Source organism: Paenarthrobacter sp. NPDC092416, assembly GCF_044755025.1.
Classification (GTDB): Bacteria; Actinomycetota; Actinomycetes; order Actinomycetales; family Micrococcaceae; genus Arthrobacter.
Genome location: NZ_JBIVQG010000007.1, coordinates 156,519 through 180,185, shown reverse-complemented (window position 1 = coordinate 180,185; position 23,667 = coordinate 156,519). Strand labels below are relative to the sequence as shown.

Genomic DNA, 23,667 nt, shown 5'->3' with positions numbered 1-23,667 from the left:
TGACTCCTCATTTTTCTGTTGTCAGCCCCCTCGCGGGTTGAAGAGGCTGTTGGGTTGGCACCGGTTTCCGATGCCAACCCGGTCCGGTCGGTCCAACTGGGCCCACCGTCCCCTTTCCGTCCCCGCCATGCCGGGACGGTCAAGCTTTTTATGCGATATGCGTCAGGCTACGAGACTGTGCACATCCACCTTGTGGAATCGCCGAAGCACTTCCTGTGCATGGCTGATTTCCGCTTCCCTGGCCGCTGCATCCCAGCCCAGTGGCCCGGACAGTGCCGCCGCAATTTCGTTGAGCAACTCGCCCGTGACCAAACCCCGGAAGGCGAGCGACGTCCTGCGGATCAGCACATCCACGAGGTGGCCGATTTGTTCGTGCTCAGCCATGAAGCCAAGCTCTCGAACACTCAACTCGCGGGTGGAGCGCAGAGGGGTATCGTGACCGGCCTTCAGGTATTCGATGACCGCTTCAGCCCGGGTGCCGTATCGGGTCAACAAACCTGCAACGCGATCTGCGTCCAACCCTGGACCCATGTGCCTCTTGATCCAGTCCTGTTCGCCTTCCGGCGTGGCAGGGAACCCGGCGCCGCCTCCGATAGCCAGTTTCGCCGTCGAGACCTTACGCTCCATGCCGAGTTCCCGCAGGACATCGTTCGTCATGTGTTCGGCCAGAGCGCGGAACGTGGTCCACTTGCCGCCTACCAGGCTGAGAACGACGGCGGCCTTGCCGCCGGGCGTGGACGCGGCACCTTCGCCAGACTGGACGCTGCGTTCGATCCGGTAATCCCTGGAGACGAACCCGGGCTGGGTGGCGTCGTGGCGGGGCAACGGCCTGACGCCGGAGAAGGTGTAGACAATCTGGCTTCGGTCAACAGTGATGCTCGGGAAGACGTGGCCGACGAGGTCAAAGAAGTAGTCCACCTCCGCTTCAGTGCACACGGCGTCCTCGGACATGTCCGCGTCAACATCGGTGGTACCCACCAGGACGCGGTCGCCCATGGGGTAAATCAGGACGATGCGGCCGTCGGTGTGCTCAAAGAAAATCTCTCGACCGTTGCAGGCGGCGAGCAGCTCCGGGTGGTCAAGCACAATGTGCGAACCCTTGGTCCCTCCCATGAAGGTGCTCGCTGCGCCCATGGCCTGATTGGTGAGATCAACCCATGCGCCGGTGGTGTTGACGATGACGTCGGCCTGGAAGTCGAATTCCTTGCCCGTCAATTCGTCGCGAAGCCGCACGCCGTCAGTGCCCATGGAAACCAGCGACACGTAATTGCTGGCGCGGGCTGTGCCGCCTGGCAGTCCGCCCCCGCGGCCAGCCTTTTCTCCATCTTGCAGGACATCGAGGGTGAGGCGCTCGGGGTTGTGGACCGATGCATCGAAGTAGGTTGCCGCGTACTTGATGCCGGGGTGCAGTTGGGGAAGTTCAGCCAAGGCTTTCTCGCGGCCGCGGAACTGGTGCCGCGGGACGCTGCCGCCATCTCGGGAGAAGAAGTCGTACATGCTCAGGCCAAGCTTGATGAGGAATGCACCACGTTCATTGGGCTTGCCCTGCTTGTGGGTGAGGAAGCGCATGGGCGCCGACAGGATACCGGAGAACGTGCTGAAGATGGGGATGGTGGTCTGCAGGGGCTTGACGTAGTGCGGTGCGATACGCAGGAGCCTGTTGCGCTCCACCACAGATTCCTGCACCAGCCGGAACTCACCATTTTCCAGGTAGCGGATGCCGCCGTGGATCATGTGGGATGATGCGCCACTGGCTCCTTGGCAGTAGTCGCCGCGTTCCACGAGTGCAACGTCGACGCCTTGGAGGGCAAGATCGCGGAAAGTTCCCACGCCGTTGATGCCGCCACCGATGATCAGTACCTTCGCTGACGGCCGTTCGCGCAGTGCGGCGGCCGATTCACGCCGATGCGCGTCAGACGAAGTACCGGAAATCCTGTTGTGTCCCAACACTGCTCCCTTGGGCTTGGTTTGTGCGCCGCGCCACTCGCGCTGCACCGTTCACAACTAATCTTTCGAAAGGTGGAAAATGGAGTCAAGCTATTTGCACAAACGTGCAGAAAGGAAATGAGATGGGACGATCACGTCACTCGGATGCGCTCCGGGCAGCACAGATGTACTACCTGCAGGACCTGACCATGGATGCCATTGCCCGCGAATTGCGAACGTCGCGTTCAACGGTTTCACGCCTGTTGTCCTCCGCCAGGGAAACCGGCTTGGTCCAGGTGCAAATTCGCAGCCCGTTTGACACTGCGCCCGAACTTGAGGGCCTCATTCGGGACCAATACGGCGTGGATGTCCACGTTGTTCCGGTACTGGACACACTCAACGAGGCAGAAACACTGGACCGTGTTGCCATGCAGGCGGCGCGCACCATCGGACCGCTGGTGGATTCAAACGCCATCATCGGAGTTGCCTGGGGCGCCACCCTGAGCGCTGTCAGCCGACACCTCACCCGGAAGGTCACCCACGACAGCATTGTGGTGCAACTCAACGGCGCCGGGAACATGCAAACCACGGGCATTACGTACGCAAGCGACATCATGCGGCGCTTTGGCAGCGCCTACGGAGCCAGGGTGGAGCAGTTTCCCGTGCCCGCGTTTTTCGACCACGCAGCGACCAAGACGGCCATGTGGAATGAGCGCAGCGTTCAACGCATCCTGGATCTGCAGGCCCGCATGAGCATCGCAATCTTTGGCGTGGGCTCTGTTGATTCGGACTACCCCAGCCATGTGTATGCCGGCGGCTACCTCGATGAACAAGACCTCAGCCTGCTGGCTGCTGACGACGTTGTGGGCGACGTAGCAACAGTGTTCTTCCGAAGCGACGGATCTTCCGATGGCATCACCTTGAATGCGAGGTCCACTGGCCCAAGCCACGAGCAACTGAGGCAGGTCAGGCGCCGCATTTGCGTTGTTTCCGGGGCGTCAAAGATCAACGGCCTCCAAGGTGCGCTGGCCGCAGGATTGGCCACTGACCTGATCCTGGACGAAGCTTCGGCACGCCGCTTGGTAAGTTTCAATGGCCAGTCCTGAAGCATTCGTGCACGAACTGGGTAGAGTCGTTGGTATGAGATCCATGCCCCGGCTGACACTAAACAATGGCGTACACATTGAACGCCTGGGATTCGGACTCTATAAGGTTCCTCCCAAAGACGCCGAGGTCCTGGTGACAACGGCACTGGGCGAGGGTTACCGACGTTTTGACACCGCTGCGATGTACGGCAACGAACTCGGCGTGGGTCGTGGGGTGGGAGGTGCCATCAGCGACGCCATGGAGGCGAACCTCAGCACCGGCGGGTCCGGGGAATCCGTGCATTCCCTGGCTCGCGAGGACATCTTCGTGACCACCAAAGTGTGGAACGACGACCACGGCTACGACGCCACCCTGCGCGCCTTCGATACCTCCATGGCCAACTTGGGCCTCGACTATGTGGACCTCTACCTCATCCACTGGCCCTGCGCCGGCCGCGGCCTGTTCGTCGAGACCTACAAAGCCATGGAGACGCTGTACCGCGAGGGCAAAGTGCGCGCTATTGGCGTCTCCAACTTCCAGCCGGGACACCTCGAAGAACTCATGCAGAAGGCAGAAGTGGTGCCTGCGGTCAACCAGATCGAACTGCACCCCTGGCTCCAGCAGACCAGGCTGCGCACCCTGCACGAACAACTCAATATCCGCACCGAGGCCTGGAGTCCCCTGGGACGCGGACAAGTACTCGAGGACCCGGCCATCGTGGCCCTGGCAGAGAAGTACAGCCGGACGCCCGCCCAGGTTGTGCTCCGGTGGCACCTCCAACTCGGCAACCTCGTCATCCCGAAAGCCAGCTCCGCGGGGCGGATCAAAGAGAATTTCGAGGTTTTCGACTTCGAACTGGAAGACACGGACATGGACGGCATCGCCGGACTCGAACGCCACCACCGCACCGGGTCCCACCCGGACAACGTGAACTAGGAACTACCGAATGGAAAATGTGGACACCGCGCACTCCTCCCAAGGTGCACAGGCCCAAGCCGTCGAATTCTTCAGCAAGTCCCTCCCGGGACGAACGTCTGCTTCCGATGTGGACGTGCACGGCAGCAACGTAGCGTACTGGACGTACGAGCCAGTGAACGTCACGCCGAAAACCCGCACCATCCTGGTGATCCATGGCTTCCGCGGCGACCATCACGGCCTGCTGCGCGTCGTTGACCAGCTCCCGGAAATGCGGATCATCATGCCGGACCTGCCCGCCTTCGGCAGCTCCGAGCCCTTCGTCGACGACGAACACACAGTCGAGCGCTACGGCCGGTTCATTACCGGCTTCATGGATGCGCTGGGGCTCGGGCCGAACACCGTGCTCCTCGGCCATTCCTTCGGTTCCATCATCGCCAGCCACTTTGCCGCCGCGCATCCGGGTGCCATCCACCCTTTGATCCTGATCAACCCGATTGCTGCCCCGGCACTGGAAGGTCCCAAAGGGCTCATGACCAAGCTCGCAGTGCTGTATTACCAGGTCTCAGCCAAACTCCCAAAGCGCTTGGGCCTCGCAGTGCTGCGCAACCGCGCGATAGTCCGGGTCATGAGCATCACCATGGCCAAAACGAAGGACAAGCACCTCAGGCGCTTCATCCATGGACAACACGACGCCTACTTCAGCGCCTTCGCCGACCGCAAGAGCCTGCTCGAATCGTTCAGGGCCTCCGTATCGGGCAATGTTGCCGATGTTGCCGACAAACTGCGCCTGCCGGTCCTGCTCATCGCCGGCGAAAAGGACGAGATCGCCACACTGCCGAACCAGCACAAACTCATGGGACGCCTACCCGATGCAACGCTGGTAGTCATTCCCGGCGTCGGGCATTTGATCCACTACGAGACGCCGACGCCGGCGGCCGCAGCCATCCGCACCTTCCTGGAGGAACATCCCGCGTGAAAATTGTCATCGACGCCCGCTTTACCAGGACGGACCACCACGATGGCATCAGTCGCTACGGTTCAAGCCTCATCGCCGCGACATCCAAGATCGCCGATGTCACCATGCTCATCAACGACAAACGCCAGCTGGCTCTGCTGCCGGACGTGCCGTACGTGGTCATCAACAGTCCGCTGTCGCCGCTTGAGCTGTTCGTAGCCCGCAAGGTGAACCCGCTCGGAGCCGACGTGGTGGTATGCCCCATGCAGACCATGGGCACCGTGGGGCGCCGCTATGGCCTGATCCTGACCCTCCATGACCTCATCTACTACGAACACCCGACTCCCCCGGGCTTCCTGCCTGCGCCCGTGCGCGTGCTATGGAGGCTGTACCACAAGGCATATTGGCCACAACGGCTGCTCCTTAACCGAGCTGACGTGGTTGCCACCATCAGCCGAACCACCGAGGCCCTGATGGCCAAGTACAAGCTGACCCGACGGCCTGTCAGGATTGTGGGCAATGCCCCTCAGCCTGGCCAGACGCCGCGTGATCCGTCCGGCGGTGCCGAAAAGTCATTGCTCTACATGGGCTCGTTCATGCCATATAAGAACGTGGAAACCATGATTAGGGGCATGGCTGGGCTGAACGACTACACCCTTCACCTCCTCAGCCGGATCACGCCCGAGCGCAAGGCTGAGTTGGAAGCGTTAGTGCCCAGCGGAGCCAAGGTCCAGTTCCATAACGGTGTCACCGATGCTGAGTACGAAGGGCTGCTGGCCCGGGCGACTGCCCTGATCAGCCTCTCCCGGGCGGAGGGGTATGGCCTGCCGCTGGTGGAAGCCATGTCTTTGGGGACACCCGTGATCGCCAGCGACATTCCGATCTTCCGCGAGGTTGGGGCCGACGCCGTCAGCTACGTTGATCCCGAGTCGCCCGCTGAATTTGCTGCGGCAGTCATGACACTGGCCGACGAGGACCTATGGCAACAGCGCTCACGCAGATCAGTGGAGCGGGCGGCCGACTTCCAGTGGGACGAATCAGCCCGCCAATTGCTGGCCGCCGCTGAGGAAGCAGTCGCTCTCCGGAAGCGTGGAGGCCACTAGAGGACGTCGACGCCGTCAAGCCGCAACTGAACGGGTCCCGCGGTTCGCTTGGCCGCGTTCGCTGCCTTGACGGCCCGCATCAGCCGGGTGGTTTCGGTGGCTTCCGTATACGGAATGAAGTACAGGATCCGGACGTCGGCCTCATCCTCTGGCGAGGATCCCGCCGATAACCGGGAGGACAGCTGCACTGGTGCCGGCCCTGCAGTTCGGAGCTTTGAAGCAGCCCCGGAAACGGCACCCGCTGACAGCGCCTCGGAAAAATGCCCGACGTCGGCCCGTGAGCCGGTCACGGACGCCACCCGAACCACGGGAGGCAGCTGGAGTTCCCTTCGGAGCGCCAGCTCACGGGAGGCATAGCCAGCCGCATCCCAGCGCAACACAGCTCCAGTGGCTGTGGTGTCGTCCGCCGTGATGACCACCAGGCCGCCTTGGGACGCAGGCCGAACGAGGGCGGCGGCGTTGAACCAGCGCCGAACTGTGTCTTCACCGGCACGCAGGTTTTCCCGGCGCAGCAGCGAATTGCCGTCCAGCAGCAACGCCGCAGCGTAACCGTTGGGAGCCACGGGTTCGGCACCCACCGTGGCGACCACCAACGCAGGAGAATCCGGCACGGTTGCTTTGACGTGCTCACCCGACGAGGTGATGACTGCTTTGCCGGGGAAGGCTCTCCCGAGCTCCTCGGCAGTACGCATGACCCCCGCGGCTCCCCTGCGCAGCCGGGTGCCGTTGCAATGGCTGCAGCGCCACTGCGGCGCTGGAGTGGAGCACCACCGGCAACTGGGCATGGCGGAAGTGCTCGTGATTGCCAACGGTCCTTGGCAGGCGTTGCAGCGGGCGGGTTCCCGGCATGTCTCGCAAACGAGCGACGGCGCATAGCCCGCCCGCGCCACTTGCACCAGGACGGGTCCACGTTCCAAACCCTCCTTGGCGGCCCGCCATGCAGCGCCGGGCAAACGTGCGACCCGCGCCAGCGGATCACGTTCCTGTTCGAAACTGTCTGCTGTGTTGAGGACCCGCGGCGCGATGGAGCGGACCACAGTCCGTGGTGCTTCGATGGCGACGGCCCACGACATTTCAACCAGACGTTGCAGCTCCGTGCTGCGGCTGTGGGAGGCCATAAGACAGGCCGCGTTCTCCTGCTCGGCACGCAGGAGAAGGACTTCGCGTGTGTGCGCATAGGGTGCCCGCTGATCGATGTGGAGGTCGTCGCCGTCGTCCCAGCACACCACCAGGCCGAGATCCTTGACGGGAGCGTACGCCGCGGAACGGGTTCCGATGGCCACCCCGGCTTCACCGTTCAGGATCCTCAGGAAATTTCGGTACCGGGGTGTCTGGCCGTCGTCGGCGGTCAGACGGGCAATGTCCTGCGCGGGCAGGACTTGGGTCAGGGCGGCTTCCAGTTGCTCCAGGTCGCGGTAATCGGGCACCACCACCACTGCGCCGCGACCCGAGGATCGAACAGCGGCCACGGCCGAAGCCACGAGGGCATGCCAGCCTTCGGAGCCGAATCCTTGAATGGCTGTTAGGACTGCTCGTGGAGAGCGCCCACCGGCCAAGTGCTGAAGGTAGGACGCTCCGTTGGAGTATGCGCTCCATGCCTGGGCAGAGCCCGCCGGTGCTGGTGTGGGCGACGACGCTTCCGCGATGTCACCGGACAACATTTCCTTCTCCACCTTCGCCATACGAGGCGGAATTGCTGTACGCAGAACGTCGCTCAGGGTGCCGGCGTAGCGCGCTGCCACGGTCCCCGCCAGTTCCAAGACGGCGGGCGCCAGCACCCGTACTGGCGAGACCACTTTATGCAAGGGAGTCAGGGGATGACCGGCGTCGGAGTCCTGCCGCCGTTCCACGAGGTACCCGTTGAGGTCTTGGCCGTTGAACTTCACCTTGACCCGTACGCCGGGAACGGCTGTTGCGTCCAGATCAGCCGGAACGCTGTAGTCGAACGGCCTGTCCAGATGGGGCAGGGACGATTCCAGCACCACACGGGCCACAGGATCAACGGCAGCCAGGGGCGGGCCGTCGACAGGTGCGCGATCCGGGAACCCTTGGAGCAGGGACGGCTGCAGCGTGGACTGCCTGGACTCCAAACCTGCCATGCTCTGCACCTCCCGATATTCATGCACTAACGCCGGATGCCCACAGCGGGATTGACCCGCTGTGGGCATCTCTCTGGGTCCAGCCAATCACGGACCACCGACAAATCAGCAACCGGTACCACCTGAAACCAGGTGGCTGAGGTGGCACAAAGAATCAGGCGTTGAAGAATTCCTTGAGGTCAGCCACGCGGTCAAGCCGCTCCCAGGTGAAATCGGGCTCGTCGCGGCCGAAGTGACCGTGGGCAGCCGTCTTGGTGTAAATGGGTCGCTTCAGGTCGAGGGCGTCGATAATGGCGCGGGGACGAAGGTCGAAGAGCTCCTCGATGGCCTCGCTGATGCGGGCAGGGTCCACGGTTTCAGTACCGAACGTCTCGACGTAGGTGCCGACGGGCCGTGCCTGGCCGATCGCGTAGGCGATCTGGATTTCGGCCCGCTTGGCCAAACCAGCGGCTACAACGTTCTTCGCGACCCACCGCATGGCGTAGGCAGCCGAACGGTCAACCTTGGACGGATCCTTGCCGGAGAACGCGCCACCACCGTGGCGGGAGAAGCCGCCGTAGGTGTCAACGATGATCTTGCGCCCGGTCAGTCCGGCGTCGCCCACAGGTCCGCCGATAACAAACGCGCCGGCCGGATTCAGGATGTTGGCCGAACGGGAGATATCCAGGTTCGAGGCCGCAAGGACGGGATCAATGACGTAGCTGGCGAGGTCGGCGCGGAGCTGGTCCAGGCTGGTACCTTCTGCGTGCTGGCTCGAAATGACCACCGTTTCGACCGAAACCGGGCGATCGCCGTCGTACCCAACCGTGACCTGGGTCTTGCCATCGGGACGCAAGTACGCGAGCTCGCCGTTCTTGCGGACTTCGGTGAGTCGCTCCGACAGACGGTGCGCCAGCCAGATGGGCGTGGGCATGTACGAGGCAGTCTCATCGCTGGCGTAGCCAAACATGATGCCTTGGTCGCCGGCGCCCTGGAGATCGTAGTCGTCCTCTTGGCGGCCTTCGCGCGCCTCGAGTGAATTGAAAACGCCACCGGCGATGTCGTTGGACTGCTGGCCGATGGAGACCGACACTCCACACCGTGCGCCGTCGAAGCCGTTGGCGGAGGAGTCATAGCCGATGCCAAGGATGGTCTCACGCACAATCTGCGGGATCTCGACGTAAGCGTCAGTGGTGACTTCGCCGGCTACGTGGACCAGCCCGGTGGTGGCCATGGTCTCAACGGCTACGCGCGATTCAGGATCCGCAGCCAGCAGCGCGTCAAGAATGGCGTCGCTGATTTGGTCGCAGATCTTGTCCGGGTGCCCTTCAGTAACCGACTCGGAGGTGAAGAGCCGGAGCTTGGATGGGGTGCCATGGTGTTCATGGTGCAGCGGTAAAGTCACTCGACTACCTTACTGGGTTGCGGGACGGCGGCCTTTGCCGTGTGTCCCTGTACTAAGAAATCGTGGGGCGCACGAGGTTTACGGAGCGGGGAAAACGCGGGCGAGTTCATTGCCCACCCGGTCCATGACTGCCGCCGCAACGTCGGATTTGGAGCCCGATGCGGACTGTGGTTCCGCTCCATGGCCGGACAGGATGACCACGGAATTGTCGTCCTGTCCAAAGACACGGCCAACTCCCACGTGGTTGACCACCAACAGGTCGCATCCCTTGCGTTTCAGCTTCGCCGTGGCATGGTCCAGGACGTCACCTTGGTCGTCGCCGGTTTCGGCAGCGAAGCCGACGATCAGCTGTTGCACGGCGGCCGCGTTGCGACGCTCCACCAGCTCGTGCAGGATGTCCGGATTCCGTACGAGGCGAACCAGAGGCGCGTCCTCGCCGTCGACCTTTTTGATCTTGGTGTCCGAGACTTCTGCCGGACGGAAATCCGCGACGGCAGCCGCCATGATCACGACGTCGGAGTCAACGGCTGCTTTCAGCGCAGCCTCGCGCAGTTCCAAAGCTGACTCAACGCGAACAAGCTCGACGCCGGCGGGCGGCTCGACGTCCATGTGCGCGGCCAGGAATCGAACCGTTGCTCCAGCGGCCAGGGCGGCCGCGGCCAGCGCAGCCCCTTGTTTTCCGGACGAGCGGTTGCCCAGGAAGCGGACCGGATCCAAGGCCTCACGCGTGCCACCGGCGGAGATGGTCACTGTCCGGCCGGCCAACGATGCGTGCGGTACGGAAGGAACCGATTCCGGAACTTTACCTTCAAGGGTGGCCAAGGCGATGGCGGCAGCGAAGATGGCTTCGGGTTCAGGCAGGCGTCCCGGACCGGAATCGGCACCGGTCAGGCGCCCGATTGCCGGTTCAAGGACAGCCACTCCACGGCTCCGAAGCGTTTCCACGTTGGCCTGGGTGGCAGGATGCTGCCACATTTCGGTGTGCATTGCCGGGGCAAAAAGGACCGGCCCGTGCGCCATGAGAAGGGTGTTGGTGAGTAAGTCTCCGGCTTGGCCGGTGGCGGCTTTGGCGAGGAGGTCCGCAGTCGCCGGTGCAACAACGATCAGGTCTGCCTCATGTCCCAAACGGACATGGTTGACCTTCTCGACGTCGTCAAAGACGCTGTTGCTGACGGGGTTGCCCGAAAGGGCTTCCCACGTGGCAACCCCCACAAAGCGGGTGGCGGCCTCCGTGGGGATGACCGTGACCTTGTGGCCGGCTTCAGTAAAAAGCCGGAGGAGCGATGCAACCTTGTAGGCTGCGATCCCTCCCCCGACTCCGAGGACTATGCGCACGTGACCTCCGTCAACAGGCAGTCTGCTTTATTCTGCGGGCTCGATCGGCGTGGAAACCAGCAGGCCCTCGTTGATCTCGCGAAGGGCGATCGAGAGGGACTTCTCGTTCAGCTTGGTGTCTACCAGCGGACCAACATACTCGAAGAGGCCCTCGTGCAGTTGGGCGTAGTAGGCGTTGATCTGGCGGGCGCGCTTTGCGCCGAAGATGACCAGGCCGTACTTGGAATCGGCAGCCTCAAGCAGCGAATCGATCGGCGGGTTGATGATGCCTTCAAGGTTCGTGGACACGAATTCTCCAAATTCTAGCGGGCCGACAAGTGCAAGCGCTGTGGTGCTTAGCGCTCGTGCGGGGTAAGCCCCATGAGTGAAACAAGCTCGTCTGCTGCCCGGCGAACGTCGTCATTGATGACGGTGTGGTCAAACTCCGGTTCAGCAGCAAGTTCCAGTTTAGCGGTTTCCAGCCTTCGCTGCTGTTCCTCGGGCGTTTCGGTGCCGCGGCCCACGAGGCGACGGACCATTTCGTCCCAGCTGGGCGGGGCCAGGAACACAAAGTTTGCCTCAGGAACTGCGGCCTTGACCTGGCGCGCGCCTTGGAGGTCGATCTCCAGGAGTACCGACTTGCCGTCGGCGATAGCTGCGTTGACGGTGCTGCGGAGGGTCCCGTAGCGGTTCTGGCCGTGCACAACGGCCCACTCCAGAAGCTCTCCTCCGGCCACCAGGGAGTCGAACTCCTCGGCCGATTTGAAGAAGTAGTGGACGCCGTCCTTCTCGCCGGGACGCGCAGCGCGTGTGGTGGCCGAAACGGACAGCCAGACCTCTGGATAGTTGTCCCTGATGTACGTGGATACGGTTCCCTTGCCAACAGCAGTGGGGCCTGCAAGGACTGTCAGTCCAGGTTTCTTGCTCACGGATTCCTTCGGGGAGATGCGTCAAACGCTTTGCTGGGTGTCCATAAAATCTACCAGCGCCCGCGCCTGATGAATGCCCAACCCCCTGATGCGGCGTGATCCGGCGATGCCAATCTCTGCCATGATGCCAGCCGCGCGGACGGGACCAATGCCCGGCAGGGCCTCAAGCAGCTCGACTACCCGCATGCGCGCAATCGCCTCATCAGTGGATCCTGAGTTGATAAGTTCGGCGATGGTGACTTCGCCGCGCTTGAGCTTCTCCTTGGCCGCAGCCCTGGCGGACCGGGCCTTGGCGGCCTTCTCCAAAGCATCCGAACGTTCCTGCGGTGTCAGCTCTTTCAGACCCACAACAAAACCCCCGTCAGATCGGCACTGTGACCCTGGTCACGTGAACTGTTCCCGAACCTACCGGCAGGCGGCCGGGTAGCGCAATGAAAAGAACGACCGAACAACAAAGCGGTGTCACTTGCGGACCATCAGGTGCTCCCCCATGGACCGCAAATGACACCGCTGTGGAATTTCTAGGCCAAGAGGCCATCCAGAGTCTCCTGCGTGGCGGCACGGAGCCCGGCAACGGACGGACCGGCAGCAAGGATTCCCCGGCTGGACGTCGCCAGAACGGTCGGATAGGCCGCTCCGAACGTTGCACGCAGATCCGCGGGAGTTGCGCCTTGGGCACCGAGGCCTGGCGCAAGGATTGCTCCCCGGACTGTACTGAGATCGACGTCGAGGTCCTGCAGCGCAGAACCGATCGTGGCACCGACCACCAATCCCACGGAGCCCATGGCGCCGTCATAGCGCTGGTTCTCAGCGCTGGCGGCTGCCACGATCCTGCGGGCAACGGAATCACTTCCGCCGACGTGCTGGACCGACTTACCTTCCGGATTTGACGTCAGCGCAAGGACAAACACTCCCCTGCCGTACTGGGCCGCGAGGTCCAATGCAGGCCGAAGGGACTCAAAGCCCAGGTACGGGCTCAGGGTCACAGAGTCTGCGGCCAGTGACGAACCATCACGCAGCCAGGCATCCGCATAAGCAGCCATCGTGGAGCCGATGTCTCCACGTTTGGCGTCGGCAATGCTCAGCACCCCCGCATCCGTAGACGCGGCGAGGGTCCGCTCAAGAACCGCCATGCCCGCCGAGCCGTGGCGCTCGTAGAGGGCCACCTGTGGCTTTACCGCGGCAGCGAGGGAACCCACGGCCTCCACGACTGTCAGCGAGAAGCGCTCCAGGCCCGCGACGTCGTCGTTCAATCCCCAATCAGCCAGCAGCTGGGGGTGGGGGTCGATCCCCACGCACAGCGGACCCCGGGAGGCCATGGCCGCAGCCAGCCGGGAGCCGAAAGTCTCCCGGGCCGGCCGCTGTGCATCCGTTGCGTCAACAGAATCAGGCATTGGCAGCTTCCTGGGCGGCGCTCAGGTTGGCTGCGTGCTCCTGCAAGCTGGTCACCGACCACTCGTAGGTGCGCAGCGCCTCGATGGCCTGCACAGCGGCATTGAACTCCGCCACAGTGGTGATGCAGGGGATGCCGATGGACGTCGCCGCGGCACGCAACTCGTAACCATCGCTGCGGGCTTCGCCGCCTGAAGGCGTGTTGAAGACCATGTCGATCTCGCCGGCGATGACGAGGTCTGCGATGGTGCCTTCGCCTTCGGCGCTGCTGCCTTCAGCAACCTTGCGGACCGGTGTGGCCTGGATGCCGTTGCGGCGCAGGACATCTGCCGTGCCACCAGTCGAGACAATCTCGAAGCCGAGGTCGGAGAGCCGCTTGACGCCCATGATCACTGAACGCTTGTCGCGGTTGGCAACGGAAACGAAGATCTTGCCTTCCGTGGGCAGTGCATTGTTCGCAGCGGCCTGGCTCTTGGCGAAGGCGGTGTCGAAGTGCTTGTCGATACCCATGACTTCACCGGTGGAACGCATTTCCGGGCCGAGCAGGGAATCCACAACCTTGCCCTCAGGGGTCCGGAAGCGGCTGAACGGCAGGACGGCTTCCTTGACGGCAACCGGGGCGTCCAAGGGCAGCGTGGAGCCGTCTCCGGTCTCCGGCAGCATCTTGTAAGCCGTGCGCAGCTGGTTGATGGTGACGCCAGTGCCGATCAGCGCGGCAGCCTTCGCCATCTGGACGCCCGTTGCCTTGGAAACGAACGGCACGGTGCGCGAAGCACGCGGGTTTGCTTCAAGGACATACAGGACGTCCGAAGCCAGGGCGAACTGGATGTTGATGAGGCCGCGCACGCCGACGCCTTCGGCAATGGCGCGGGTGGCCGTGCGCACGCGCTCGATCACGTTGTTGCCCAGGGTGATCGGAGGCAGGACACAGGCGGAGTCACCGGAGTGAATACCGGCCTCTTCAATGTGCTCCATGATGCCGCCGAGGTACATGTCCGTGCCGTCGAACAGCGCATCGACGTCGATTTCGACGGCGTCTTCCAGGAAGCGGTCAATCAGCACAGGGTGGTCCGACGTGATTTCCGTGGCGTTCGCGATGTAGCGGGACAGGTTGGCTTCGTCGTAGACGATCTCCATGCCACGACCACCGAGGACATAGGACGGACGCACCAGGACCGGGTAGCCGATCTCGTCAGCGATCTTCTTGGCATCCTCGAAGGAAACGGCGGTGCCGTTCTTCGGAGACGTCAGACCGGCCTCATCGAGCACGCGTGCGAAGGCGCCGCGGTGCTCGGCGAGGTCGATCGCTTCCGGCGACGTTCCCAGGATCGGCACACCGGCGTCAGCCAGCTGCTGTGCGAGCTTCAGCGGGGTCTGGCCACCGAGCTGCACGAAGACCCCCATGACGCCGCCGGTGCGCTCTTCCGCGGCGATGACCTCGAGGACATCCTCAAGGGTCAGCGGTTCGAAGTACAGGCGGGTGGAAACGTCGTAGTCCGTGGAAACCGTCTCCGGGTTGCAGTTGACCATGACGGTCTCGTAGCCGGCCTTGCGCAGCGCCATGGAGGCGTGGACGCAGGAGTAGTCGAACTCGATGCCCTGACCGATGCGGTTCGGACCCGAGCCGAGGATGATGATCGAGGGCTTGGCGTGCAGGCCTACTTCATCTTCTTCGTCGTAGGCAGAGTAGTGGTACGGAGTGTAGGCGGCGAACTCTGCGGCGCAGGTGTCCACCGTCTTGTAGACCGGACGGATACCCAGGGCCTGGCGGACACCGCGGACCACTGCCTCGTTGTTGTGCGTCAAGGCCCCGATCTGCTCGTCGGAGAAGCCGTGGCGCTTGGCGTTGCGCAGCATTTCCTCGGTGAGCACGCCGGCCTTGCGGATCTCCTGCGCGGTCTCGTTGAGGAGCTGCAGCTGGTCAAGGAACCAAGGGTCGATCTTGGTGGCCTCATAGAGGTCCTCCACGGTGGCGCCACCCAGGAGCGCGCGCTGCACCTGGTACAGGCGGTCCGTCGTGGGTCGCTTGGCCTTCTCGATGAGCTCGGCAACTTCGTATTCCGGAACCGAGCTGAAATCCAGCTGCGAGCCCTTCTGCTCCAGGGAGCGCAGGGCCTTCTGCAAGGCTTCGGTGAAGTTGCGACCCATGGCCATGGCTTCGCCAACGGACTTCATGGTGGTGGTCAGTGTGTTGTCCGCTGCCGGGAACTTCTCGAACGCGAAACGTGGAACCTTGACCACCACGTAGTCGAGGGTCGGCTCGAAGGACGCCGGGGTCTTCTGCGTGATGTCGTTCGGGATCTCGTCCAAGGTGTAACCCAGGGACAGCTTGGTAGCGATCTTGGCGATGGCGAAGCCGGTTGCCTTGGACGCAAGTGCCGAGGACCGGGACACGCGCGGGTTCATCTCGATGACCACTACACGGCCCGTGGCGGGGTCAATGGCGAACTGGATGTTGCAGCCACCGGTGTCCACGCCAACCTCGCGGATGACGGCAATGGAGACGTCGCGCAGCTTCTGGTACTCGCGGTCGGTGAGGGTCAGCGCCGGAGCAACCGTGATGGAGTCACCGGTGTGGACACCCACAGGATCGAAGTTCTCGATGGAACAGACAACAACGACGTTGTCGTTCTTGTCGCGCATCATCTCGAGCTCGTATTCCTTCCAGCCGAGGATGCTCTCTTCGAGCAGGACCTCGGTGGTGGGGCTGTACTGGAGGCCCTGGCCGACGATGCGGCGAAGGTCGTCCTCGTTGTAGGCCAACCCGGAGCCCAGGCCGCCCATGGTGAAGGACGGACGGACTACCATCGGGTAGCCGAGGTCCTCCGCAGCGGTGAAGGCCTCTTCCATGGTGTGGATGATGTGGCTGCGGGCAGATTCTGCACCACAACGCTCCACGACGCCCTTGAACTTCTCGCGGTCCTCGCCGAGTTCAATCGCGGCAATGTTCGCGCCGATGAGCTCCACGTTGTACTTCTCGAGCACACCGTTCTTATCCAGGGCGATGGCCGTGTTCAACGCGGTCTGGCCACCCAGCGTGGGCAGGATGGCGTCCGGGCGCTCCTTGGCGATGATCTTTTCGACCACCTCAGGGGTTATGGGCTCCACGTAGGTGGCATCGGCGAACTCGGGGTCCGTCATGATGGTGGCCGGGTTGGAGTTCACGAGGATGACCCGCAGGCCCTCCTCCTTGAGGACCCGGAGGGCCTGCGTGCCGGAGTAGTCGAATTCGGCTGCCTGGCCAATGACGATGGGGCCGGAACCGATGACAAGGACGCTCTTGAGATCTGTACGCTTGGGCATTACTTCTTGTCCTCAGTCTTGGAGTCGGTGGTGTTGGCGGCGCCGGCTGTGTTCGATTTGGTCTCAGCCATGAGGTCGATGAAGCGGTCGAACAGGTAGGCGGCATCGTGCGGGCCGGCTGCGGCTTCGGGGTGGTACTGGACCGAGAAGGCAGGGATGTCCAGGCAGGCGAGTCCTTCAACGACGTCGTCGTTCAGGCTGACGTGGCTGACTTCCACGCGGCCGTAGCGCTCCTCCGGAGCAACCGTGGCGCCGTTCATCGGAGCGTCGACGGCGAAACCGTGGTTCTGCGAGGTGATTTCGACCTTGCCGGTGCGGCGATCCATGACCGGCTGGTTGATGCCGCGGTGGCCGTAGCGGAGCTTGTACGTTCCAAAGCCCAGGGCGCGGCCGAGGATCTGGTTGCCGAAGCAAATGCCAAAGTAGGGCAGTTTCTCGTCAAGCACGGAGCGCAGCAGGGATACCTGGCGGTCTGCGGTGGCGGGGTCGCCGGGTCCGTTGGACATGAAGAAGCCATCCGGGTTGACTGCGTTGACGTCTTCCAGCGTGGCCGTGGCGGGCAGGACATGCACGCGCACGCCGCGCTCGGCGAAGCGGACGGGGGTCATTGCCTTGATGCCGAGGTCGATGGCGGCGATGCTGAACTTCGGCTCGCCGTCCCAACCGTGGTCCTTGGGCTCAACGACGTAGGCTTCGTCGACGCTGACCTCTTCGGCGAGGCTGGCGCCTTCCATCGGTGCACTGGCGAGGACTGCGTCGAGCAGTTCCTTGTCCGAAGCGGTGGCTGCTTCACCGGAGAAGATGCCCGCACGCATGGTCTTGTGTTCGCGCAAGTGGCGGGTGATGGCCCGGGTGTCGACGCCTTGGATGCCGACGATTCCCTGTTCCACCAGTTCGTCGTCGAGGGAACGCTCAGAGCGCCAGTTGGAGGGACGTCGGGCGGCATCGCGGACGACGTACCCGGCAACCCAGATGCGGCGTGACTCAGCGTCTTCACTGTTGACGCCGGTGTTGCCAATGTGAGGTGCGGTCTGCACGACGAGTTGGCGCGCGTAGGAGGGATCGGTGATGGTCTCCTGGTAGCCGGTCATTCCGGTGGCGAAGACTGCCTCGCCGAGTGCGGTTCCCTGGGCGCCGTAGCTGCGGCCGCGGAACATCCGGCCGTCTTCGAGCACCAGTACTGCTGCTGCGGGGGTGGGTGTGGTGGCTGCTTTACTGTCCGTCACTTTATTACTTTCCACTATCGGCATCTGCCTGAGGGGCTGCGGAGATCAATTCTTGAAGGGCTTCGAGGAGGCTGTGCTTGTCGGCTGCATGCCTGGTGCGGAATCCGGTGTCCAGTTCGCGGGTGCCGAGCTTCCAGCTGATGACCAGGAGTCCGTCCTTCTCAACGAACTTCCCTGCCATACCCGTGTCCTGGCGGCTGCCTGTCAGCGCCGGCCGCGGAATAAACACCGGAGCGGCACCCGCACGATCGAACAGCACGCCTTCAGCGTGGATGCTCAGTTCGGCGTTGGTCCGGATTCCCAGTCCCTGCACCGCGATCCGGTCCAGCCAGTCGCCTGCGGTGGTGGTGGCAACGTACTGGCCCTCCGCGACGACGGTGGCCGGCGTCAGCGGCTCCGGCACCTGCGGGAGGCGTTCGACGTCGGACTGTCGCCTGAGTCGGTTCCGCCACCCCAGCCAGATCATCGCCAGGACGACGACGATCAGGGGCACCGTGATGAGCACGGTGAGTGTCTGGTTGTCCATTATTTGCCGCTGACTGCCCCGGTGGCCGGGGTGTCCGTGTAGCGGTAGGGGGTGTTGAGCTTGCCGTTGAGCACCGTGGGGTGGCCCTTGAAGAAGGTGGCCACCACGGATCCGGGCAGCTCTTTGCCCTTGAATGGTGAATTGCGGCCCATGGTGGCCATTTTATGGGGATCGACCGTCCAACGCGCAGCCGGGTCCACCAGGATGACGTTGGCCGGCTCGCCGACTTCCAACGGCCTGCCCTGGTCCGCGACCCGGCCGATGACGGCGGGCGTGAACGACGTGACCCTGGCGAAGTCGGCCCAGGTCATGAGTCCGGTTTCGATCATGGTCTCCTGGACCACGGACAACGCCGTCTCCAGTCCCGTCATGCCCATGGCCGCCTGCGCCCATTCGCATTCCTTGTGCTCGCTGGGGTGCGGCGCGTGGTCCGTGCCCACCACATCGATGGTGCCGTCAGCGAGGCCTTCGCGGAGTGCCTGGACGTCTGAGTCAGTGCGCAGCGGCGGGTTGACTTTGTACACGGGGTCGTAGCTGCGGACCAGCTCATCAGTGAGGAGCAGGTGGTGCGGGGTGACCTCGGCGGTCACGTTGATGCCGCGGGCCTTGGCCCAGCGAACGATTTCCACCGAACCTGCCGTCGAGACATGGCATACGTGCAGACGGGATCCGACGTGCTGGGTCAGCAGGACATCGCGGGCAATGATGCTTTCTTCGGCGACTGCGGGCCAGCCTGTAAGTCCGAGGACAGCGGAGACGGTGCCTTCGTTCATCTGTGCCCCGGCGGTAAGGCGCGGTTCCTGCGCGTGCTGGGCCACCACGCCGTCGAACGCCTTGACATACTCAAGTGCGCGGCGCATCAGGACGGGATCGTGCACGCAGATGCCGTCGTCGGAGAACATCCGCACCTGGGCGCGCGAGTCCGCCATGGCGCCCAGCTCGGCGAGCTGCCCGCCGGCCAGGCCCACCGTCACTGCGCCGACGGGGCGCACATCCACCCAGCCCGACGCGCGGCCGAGGCTGTGGACCTGCTCGACGACGCCTGCGGTGTCTGCCACAGGGTTGCTGTTGGCCATGGCGTGGACAGCGGTGAAACCGCCCAATGCTGCCGCGCGGGTGCCGGTTTCGACCGTTTCGGCGTCTTCGCGGCCCGGTTCGCGCAAGTGCGTGTGGACGTCAACCATGCCGGGAAGTGCTACGAGGCCTTGGCCGTCAATGACGGTGGTGTCCTCGTCGGAGAGTCCCTTGCCGCGCGCGGCGATGACGCCGTCCCGGATCAACAGGTCTTCGGCTTCGCCGCCAAGAATGGCGGCCCCACGGATCAGATACGTGTTCTCGGCCATCAGTTGCTCTCCTTGGTGGGCTGGTTTGCAGCGTGGGTGGTCGCTGCCGTTGCGGCAGCTGCTTCGCGGGTATCCCCGGAGAGCAGCAGGTACAGGGCGGCCATGCGGACGGAAACGCCGTTGCGCACCTGTGCAAGCACTGTGGAGCGCGGCGAATCCGCAGCGGCCGAGGAAATTTCCAAGCCCCGGTTCATGGGACCCGGGTGCATGATGATGGTGTCCTTCATGCCGAGGTCATCCAGTGCCCGGAGCCGGGCATCATCGAAGCCCCACCGGCGCGAGTATTCACGGGTGGAGGGGAAGAACGAGGCGTTCATGCGTTCACCCTGGACGCGCAGCATCATCATCGCGTCGACGCCTGCTTCCAGGGTCCGGTCAAGGTTGTAGCTCACCTTGCACGGCCAGTGTTCGACGCCGATCGGCAGCAGTGTGGGCGGCGCCACCAAGGTGACTTCCGCACCGAGCGTGCGCAGCAGCCAGACGTTGGACCGGGCTACACGGGAGTGCAGCACGTCGCCGGCGATTGCCACGCGCATGCCCTTGAGGTCAGCTCCTGTGGATGCCGTGCCGTTGAGTTGTGCCCAGTGACGGCGCATGGTGAACGCGTCCAACAGGGCCTGTGTGGGGTGCTCGTGCGTGCCGTCACCGGCGTTGATCACCGCGGCGTCGATCCAGTCCGTGGCAGCGAGCCTGTGCGGAGCACCGGAAGCCCAGTGGCGAATGACGACGGCGTCCGCGCCCATGGCCGCAAGGGTCTGGGCCGTGTCCTTCAGGGACTCGCCCTTGGAGACCGAGGAGCCCTTGGCTGCGAAGTTGATGACGTCAGCGGACAAGCGCTTGGCCGCAGCCTCAAAGGAGATCCGGGTACGTGTGGAATCCTCAAAGAAGAGGTTCACCACGGTACGCCCGCGCAGGGCCGGGAGCTTCTTGACTTCCCGGTCACCGACTGCGGACATTTCCTCCGCCGTGTCGAGCACTCGGATGGCGTCGAACGCACTGAGGTTCTCGGTGGAAAGCAGGTGCTTCATTTGCCGGCCTCGATAACTACCTCGTTGACGGGCAGGCCGTCAACGGAGTCAATCTCCTCAAGGTGCACACGGACTTTTTCGGAGGACGACGTCGGCAGGTTCTTGCCGACGTGGTCCGCGCGGATGGGCAGCTCACGGTGGCCGCGGTCCACCAGCACGGCGAGGCGGACGATCCTGGGGCGACCAAGATCCACCAAAGCGTCCAAGGCGGCACGGATGGTGCGGCCGGAGTACAGGACATCATCGATCAGCACAACAACCTTGTTGTCGATGCCTGACAGCGGCAACCGCGTGTGGTGCGGCGGGCGCGTGGGTTGGTGCGAGAGGTCGTCACGGAACATCGTGACATCGAGTTGGCCAACGATCGCTTCTGCATTGACGGCGGGATCGGCCGCAGCGATCTTGTTGGCGAGCCGCACGGCCAAAGGGTAGCCGCGGCTGGGAATGCCCAACAAGACCAAGTCCTGGGATCCCTTGTTGGCTTCAAGGATCTCGTGGGCGATACGAGTGAGCGCACGGTCAATGTCCGCCTGGTTGAGGACAACCCGCGACGGCACCTGCGCTGAAGTGACTTCAGTCATTCGCTCGTCTCCCCTTTCCCCGCCTCACGGGACGGAATTAAAAAAGGAATATTTGCCTTTCAAAACTACCACAGCGGACACTTCGCACCTCACGTGCAGTGGCGTTGGCCCGTGAGGTTAAACTCACACCCGGGCGCGGTGGAATAGGCTCATTGCCATGACGTCGAACCACCCCGGACCGGGCAGCGGCCACCAACCGTATCCGCGTCCGTACTTGGAGCCTTCAGCCAACCCCACGTGGATCGGCCGGATCCAGCCCGGGAACTACCAGCCCGCCCCGGGGAATCCTTCCCAGCTCCCGCAACAAACGTGGGCCGGTTCCCAGGTTCCGCGGGGACGCCGGACACCGGGAACTCTTCCCCTGCTGATCGCAGGCGGCGTGCTGGCATTGGGAAGTTTGCTTCTGGTGGTTCCCTTCCTGCTGGGCAACACCGGCGTCACGGGCTTTGTGATTGGCTTTATTGCGTCCCTCATCCCATTGTCCGTGGTGCTGCTCACGGTCCGGCTCATCGACCGCTGGGAACCCGAACCCAAACGGCTGCTGTGGTTCGCCTTCACCTGGGGCGCCGCGGTCTCCATTGCCGGCACGCTCCTGATCCAACCGGTCTTCGCTTTGGCGGCCCCCACCACCAGTGAGGAAGCCTTCACCTACTTCATGGCGACGGTTCAAGCCCCGATCGTGGAGGAATTCACCAAGTCCCTCGGCCTGCTGGTACTGATCGTTGCTGCCCGGAAGTACTTCGACGGGCCCGTGGACGGGGTGGTGTTCGCCTTTACGATCGCAGCGGGCTTCGCCTTCACGGAGAACATCCTCTACTTTGGCCGAGAGATAGCCTCGTCCACTGATCCGGGGACGGACCTGGTGCGGATCTTCATCTTGCGTGGGGTCATGTCCCCGTTTGCCCATGCGCTCTTCACCGGCACCACCGGCCTCATCATGGGTTTCGCCGCCAGGAGGTGGCATACGGGATATGCGGTGCTCGCATTCTTCGTTGGCCTGCTTCCAGCGATGTTCCTCCACAACCGCTGGAACAGCATGGGGCAGGACTTCCTGGTGGACTACTTCGTGGTCCAGGTGCCCATCTTCCTGGCCGCGGCGCTGGGCATCATCTTCCTGCGGGTTGCCGAGGGCAAGCTCACCCGGCAACGGCTGTTGGAATACGCCCGAGCCGGCTGGTTCACGCCGGCCGAGGTAGACATGCTCGCCACGTCGCAGGGCAGGCGGCAGGCCATTCGGTGGGCCACTTCCCGTGGCCGCGCCCACCAGATGCGATCCTTCATCAAGGGTGCAACCGCTCTGGCTTTCACGCGCCAACGAATTCTCAGCGGCCGGGACGTCCACGTACATCAGCAGGACGAGCTTGAGCACCTTCGCGGGATCCCGGTGCTGAGGGCCGCGGTCCTCCCGTAGGAGTTTGTGTACGGCACGCGCACAGAAGAAGGCGCCCAAAGGTCATCAGCTGTTCGAAACCCCGTTCAACGCAAAGAGGACCCGCATCCACTGGATGCGGGTCCTCTGGATGCGGGTCCTCTTTGCGACTAGGCGAGCAGGGAAGGCTTCAGCTTCTGGAGCCTGCCAAGCAAACCGTTGATGAACGCCGGTGACTCGTCCGTGGACATCGTCTTGGCGAGTGCCACGGCTTCGCTGACAGCAACGCCGTCCGGAACTTCGTCGTTGTACAGAAGTTCCCAAGCGCCGATACGCAGGATGATGCGGTCAACAGACGGCATCCGCTCCAGCGTCCAGCCCTGGGCGTACGTCTGGAGGAATTCATCGATGGTGGGCTGCATGGAAACAACACCCTCCACGATTTCCACCGTGTACGGGTTAATGACCAGGTCTGTCATCTCCCGGCGGGCCTTCAGCGCGTCGAAAGCCGAAACAGAGCGCTGCTCCGCCTCGAAAAGTACTTCAAGTGCCCTGCCACGGGCCTTACCGCGTGCACTCACTAGTCGTTGACCCGGCCCAGGTAGCTGCCGTCGCGGGTGTCAACCTTGACCTTGGTGCCCTGTTCAACGAACAGCGGAACCTGGATTTCGTAGCCCGTTTCCACAGTGGCCGGCTTGGTTCCTGCCGAGGAGCGGTCGCCCTGAAGTCCGGGCTCGGTGTAGGTGATTTCAAGGACAACACTCGGAGGCAGTTCGATGTACAGCGGAGTGCCCTCGTGGATGGCAATGTTGACCATCTGGTTCTCAAGCATGAAGTTGGTGGCATCGCCAACGGTTGCGCCGGATACGTGGATCTGGTCGTAGTCCTGGGTGTCCATGAAGACGAAGTCTTCGCCGTCCTGGTACAGGTACTGGTAGTCCCGGCGGTCGACCGTCGCGGTCTCGATCTTCAGGCCGGCGTTGAACGTCTTGTCAACCACCTTGCCCGACATGACGTTGCGCATCTTGGTGCGAACAAAAGCGCCACCCTTGCCCGGCTTGACGTGCTGGAACTCAATGATGTTCCAGAGCTGGCCCTCGAGCTTCAGTACGGTCCCGTTCTTGATGTCGTTTGTGGTTGCCACTCGTATCCTCTGGTTTCTCTCACTGGTTCAGCTACGGTTTC

General features: G+C 63.3%; 21 protein-coding genes. 5 read left to right on the top strand and 16 right to left on the bottom strand.

Translation table 11 applies throughout. The features are described from left to right. Positions 1–162: 162 nt before the first annotated feature. Positions 163–1,947: a glycerol-3-phosphate dehydrogenase/oxidase gene (locus ACIQC5_RS14805; protein ID WP_400283890.1), complete on the bottom strand. Its 1,785-nt coding sequence runs from the start codon at positions 1,945–1,947 to the stop codon at positions 163–165. Between the two features lie 122 nt (positions 1,948–2,069). Between ACIQC5_RS14805 and ACIQC5_RS14800 the strand changes: the two genes are divergently transcribed. From ACIQC5_RS14800 to ACIQC5_RS14785, 4 genes are read left to right on the top strand one after another with little or no spacing between them, the layout of a single operon-like run. Further along, positions 2,070–3,032, top strand: coding sequence for a sugar-binding transcriptional regulator (locus ACIQC5_RS14800; protein WP_400283659.1), 963 nt, complete (start codon positions 2,070–2,072; stop codon positions 3,030–3,032). Positions 3,033–3,066: 34 nt separating this feature from the next. Further along, positions 3,067–3,948, top strand: coding sequence for an aldo/keto reductase (locus ACIQC5_RS14795; RefSeq protein WP_400283656.1), 882 nt, complete (start codon positions 3,067–3,069; stop codon positions 3,946–3,948). Between the two features lie 10 nt (positions 3,949–3,958). After that, positions 3,959–4,906, top strand: a complete 948-nt coding sequence (locus ACIQC5_RS14790) for an alpha/beta fold hydrolase (protein WP_400283653.1) — start codon at positions 3,959–3,961, stop codon at positions 4,904–4,906. After that, entirely contained in the window at positions 4,903–5,988 is a 1,086-nt protein-coding gene (locus ACIQC5_RS14785) for a glycosyltransferase family 4 protein (protein ID WP_400283650.1), read from the top strand. The genes ACIQC5_RS14790 and ACIQC5_RS14785 overlap by 4 nt, the downstream gene beginning before the upstream one ends. Here ACIQC5_RS14785 and ACIQC5_RS14780 read toward each other — a convergent pair. From ACIQC5_RS14780 to pyrR, 13 genes are all read right to left on the bottom strand, one after another. After that, a complete protein-coding gene (locus tag ACIQC5_RS14780) occupies positions 5,985–8,087 on the bottom strand; it encodes a primosomal protein N' (RefSeq protein WP_400283647.1) in 2,103 nt (700 codons plus the stop codon). The two genes, ACIQC5_RS14785 and ACIQC5_RS14780, sit on opposite strands and share 4 nt — an antisense overlap. 154 nt (positions 8,088–8,241) lie before the next feature. Then, positions 8,242–9,471 carry a methionine adenosyltransferase gene (gene metK, locus ACIQC5_RS14775; protein WP_400283645.1) on the bottom strand — a complete coding sequence of 410 codons (1,230 nt, stop codon included), beginning with the start codon at positions 9,469–9,471 and terminating at the stop codon, positions 8,242–8,244. Between the two features lie 78 nt (positions 9,472–9,549). Beyond that, positions 9,550–10,806 carry a bifunctional phosphopantothenoylcysteine decarboxylase/phosphopantothenate--cysteine ligase CoaBC gene (gene coaBC / locus ACIQC5_RS14770; protein ID WP_400283642.1) on the bottom strand — a complete coding sequence of 419 codons (1,257 nt, stop codon included), beginning with the start codon at positions 10,804–10,806 and terminating at the stop codon, positions 9,550–9,552. 27 nt (positions 10,807–10,833) lie between these two features. Then, the gene (gene rpoZ / locus ACIQC5_RS14765) at positions 10,834–11,094 is read right to left on the bottom strand and encodes a DNA-directed RNA polymerase subunit omega (RefSeq protein WP_017197559.1); all 261 of its coding nucleotides are present in this window, start codon (positions 11,092–11,094) and stop codon (positions 10,834–10,836) included. 47 nt (positions 11,095–11,141) lie between these two features. Beyond that, a complete protein-coding gene (gene gmk / locus ACIQC5_RS14760; RefSeq protein ID WP_400283639.1) occupies positions 11,142–11,714 on the bottom strand; it encodes a guanylate kinase in 573 nt (190 codons plus the stop codon). 21 nt (positions 11,715–11,735) lie between these two features. Beyond that, the gene (gene mihF, locus ACIQC5_RS14755) at positions 11,736–12,062 is read right to left on the bottom strand and encodes an integration host factor, actinobacterial type (protein ID WP_400283637.1); all 327 of its coding nucleotides are present in this window, start codon (positions 12,060–12,062) and stop codon (positions 11,736–11,738) included. A gap of 173 nt (positions 12,063–12,235) precedes the next feature. Continuing rightward, on the bottom strand, positions 12,236–13,108 hold the full coding sequence (gene pyrF, locus ACIQC5_RS14750; protein WP_400283635.1) for an orotidine-5'-phosphate decarboxylase: 873 nt from the start codon (positions 13,106–13,108) through the stop codon (positions 12,236–12,238). Beyond that, complete coding sequence (gene carB, locus ACIQC5_RS14745) at positions 13,101–16,409, bottom strand: carbamoyl-phosphate synthase large subunit (protein WP_400283632.1); 3,309 nt, start codon at positions 16,407–16,409, stop codon at positions 13,101–13,103. Before carB ends, pyrF begins: the two co-directional genes overlap by 8 nt. Next, entirely contained in the window at positions 16,409–17,659 is a 1,251-nt protein-coding gene (gene carA / locus ACIQC5_RS14740; protein WP_400283629.1) for a glutamine-hydrolyzing carbamoyl-phosphate synthase small subunit, read from the bottom strand. Before carA ends, carB begins: the two co-directional genes overlap by 1 nt. Further along, positions 17,640–18,161: a hypothetical protein gene (locus tag ACIQC5_RS14735; RefSeq protein ID WP_400283626.1), complete on the bottom strand. Its 522-nt coding sequence runs from the start codon at positions 18,159–18,161 to the stop codon at positions 17,640–17,642. Before ACIQC5_RS14735 ends, carA begins: the two co-directional genes overlap by 20 nt. Continuing rightward, positions 18,161–19,504 (bottom strand): dihydroorotase, encoded by a 1,344-nt coding sequence (locus ACIQC5_RS14730; RefSeq protein ID WP_400283623.1) that lies wholly within the window; start codon positions 19,502–19,504, stop codon positions 18,161–18,163. The genes ACIQC5_RS14735 and ACIQC5_RS14730 overlap by 1 nt, the downstream gene beginning before the upstream one ends. After that, complete coding sequence (locus ACIQC5_RS14725; protein WP_400283620.1) at positions 19,504–20,532, bottom strand: aspartate carbamoyltransferase catalytic subunit; 1,029 nt, start codon at positions 20,530–20,532, stop codon at positions 19,504–19,506. The genes ACIQC5_RS14730 and ACIQC5_RS14725 overlap by 1 nt, the downstream gene beginning before the upstream one ends. Then, positions 20,529–21,113 carry a bifunctional pyr operon transcriptional regulator/uracil phosphoribosyltransferase PyrR gene (gene pyrR, locus ACIQC5_RS14720; protein WP_400283617.1) on the bottom strand — a complete coding sequence of 195 codons (585 nt, stop codon included), beginning with the start codon at positions 21,111–21,113 and terminating at the stop codon, positions 20,529–20,531. Before pyrR ends, ACIQC5_RS14725 begins: the two co-directional genes overlap by 4 nt. Before the next feature lie 157 nt (positions 21,114–21,270). Here pyrR and ACIQC5_RS14715 point away from each other — a divergent pair, with 157 nt between their 5' ends. After that, positions 21,271–22,524 (top strand): PrsW family intramembrane metalloprotease, encoded by a 1,254-nt coding sequence (locus tag ACIQC5_RS14715; protein ID WP_400283614.1) that lies wholly within the window; start codon positions 21,271–21,273, stop codon positions 22,522–22,524. Between the two features lie 128 nt (positions 22,525–22,652). On the opposite strand, the gene nusB is transcribed toward ACIQC5_RS14715, so the two are convergent. Together nusB and efp are read right to left on the bottom strand one after the other, a co-directional pair. Beyond that, positions 22,653–23,063, bottom strand: coding sequence for a transcription antitermination factor NusB (nusB, locus tag ACIQC5_RS14710; RefSeq protein ID WP_400283611.1), 411 nt, complete (start codon positions 23,061–23,063; stop codon positions 22,653–22,655). Continuing rightward, complete coding sequence (gene efp, locus ACIQC5_RS14705; protein ID WP_400283609.1) at positions 23,063–23,626, bottom strand: elongation factor P; 564 nt, start codon at positions 23,624–23,626, stop codon at positions 23,063–23,065. The genes nusB and efp overlap by 1 nt, the downstream gene beginning before the upstream one ends. Between the last annotated feature and the right edge of the window lie 41 nt (positions 23,627–23,667).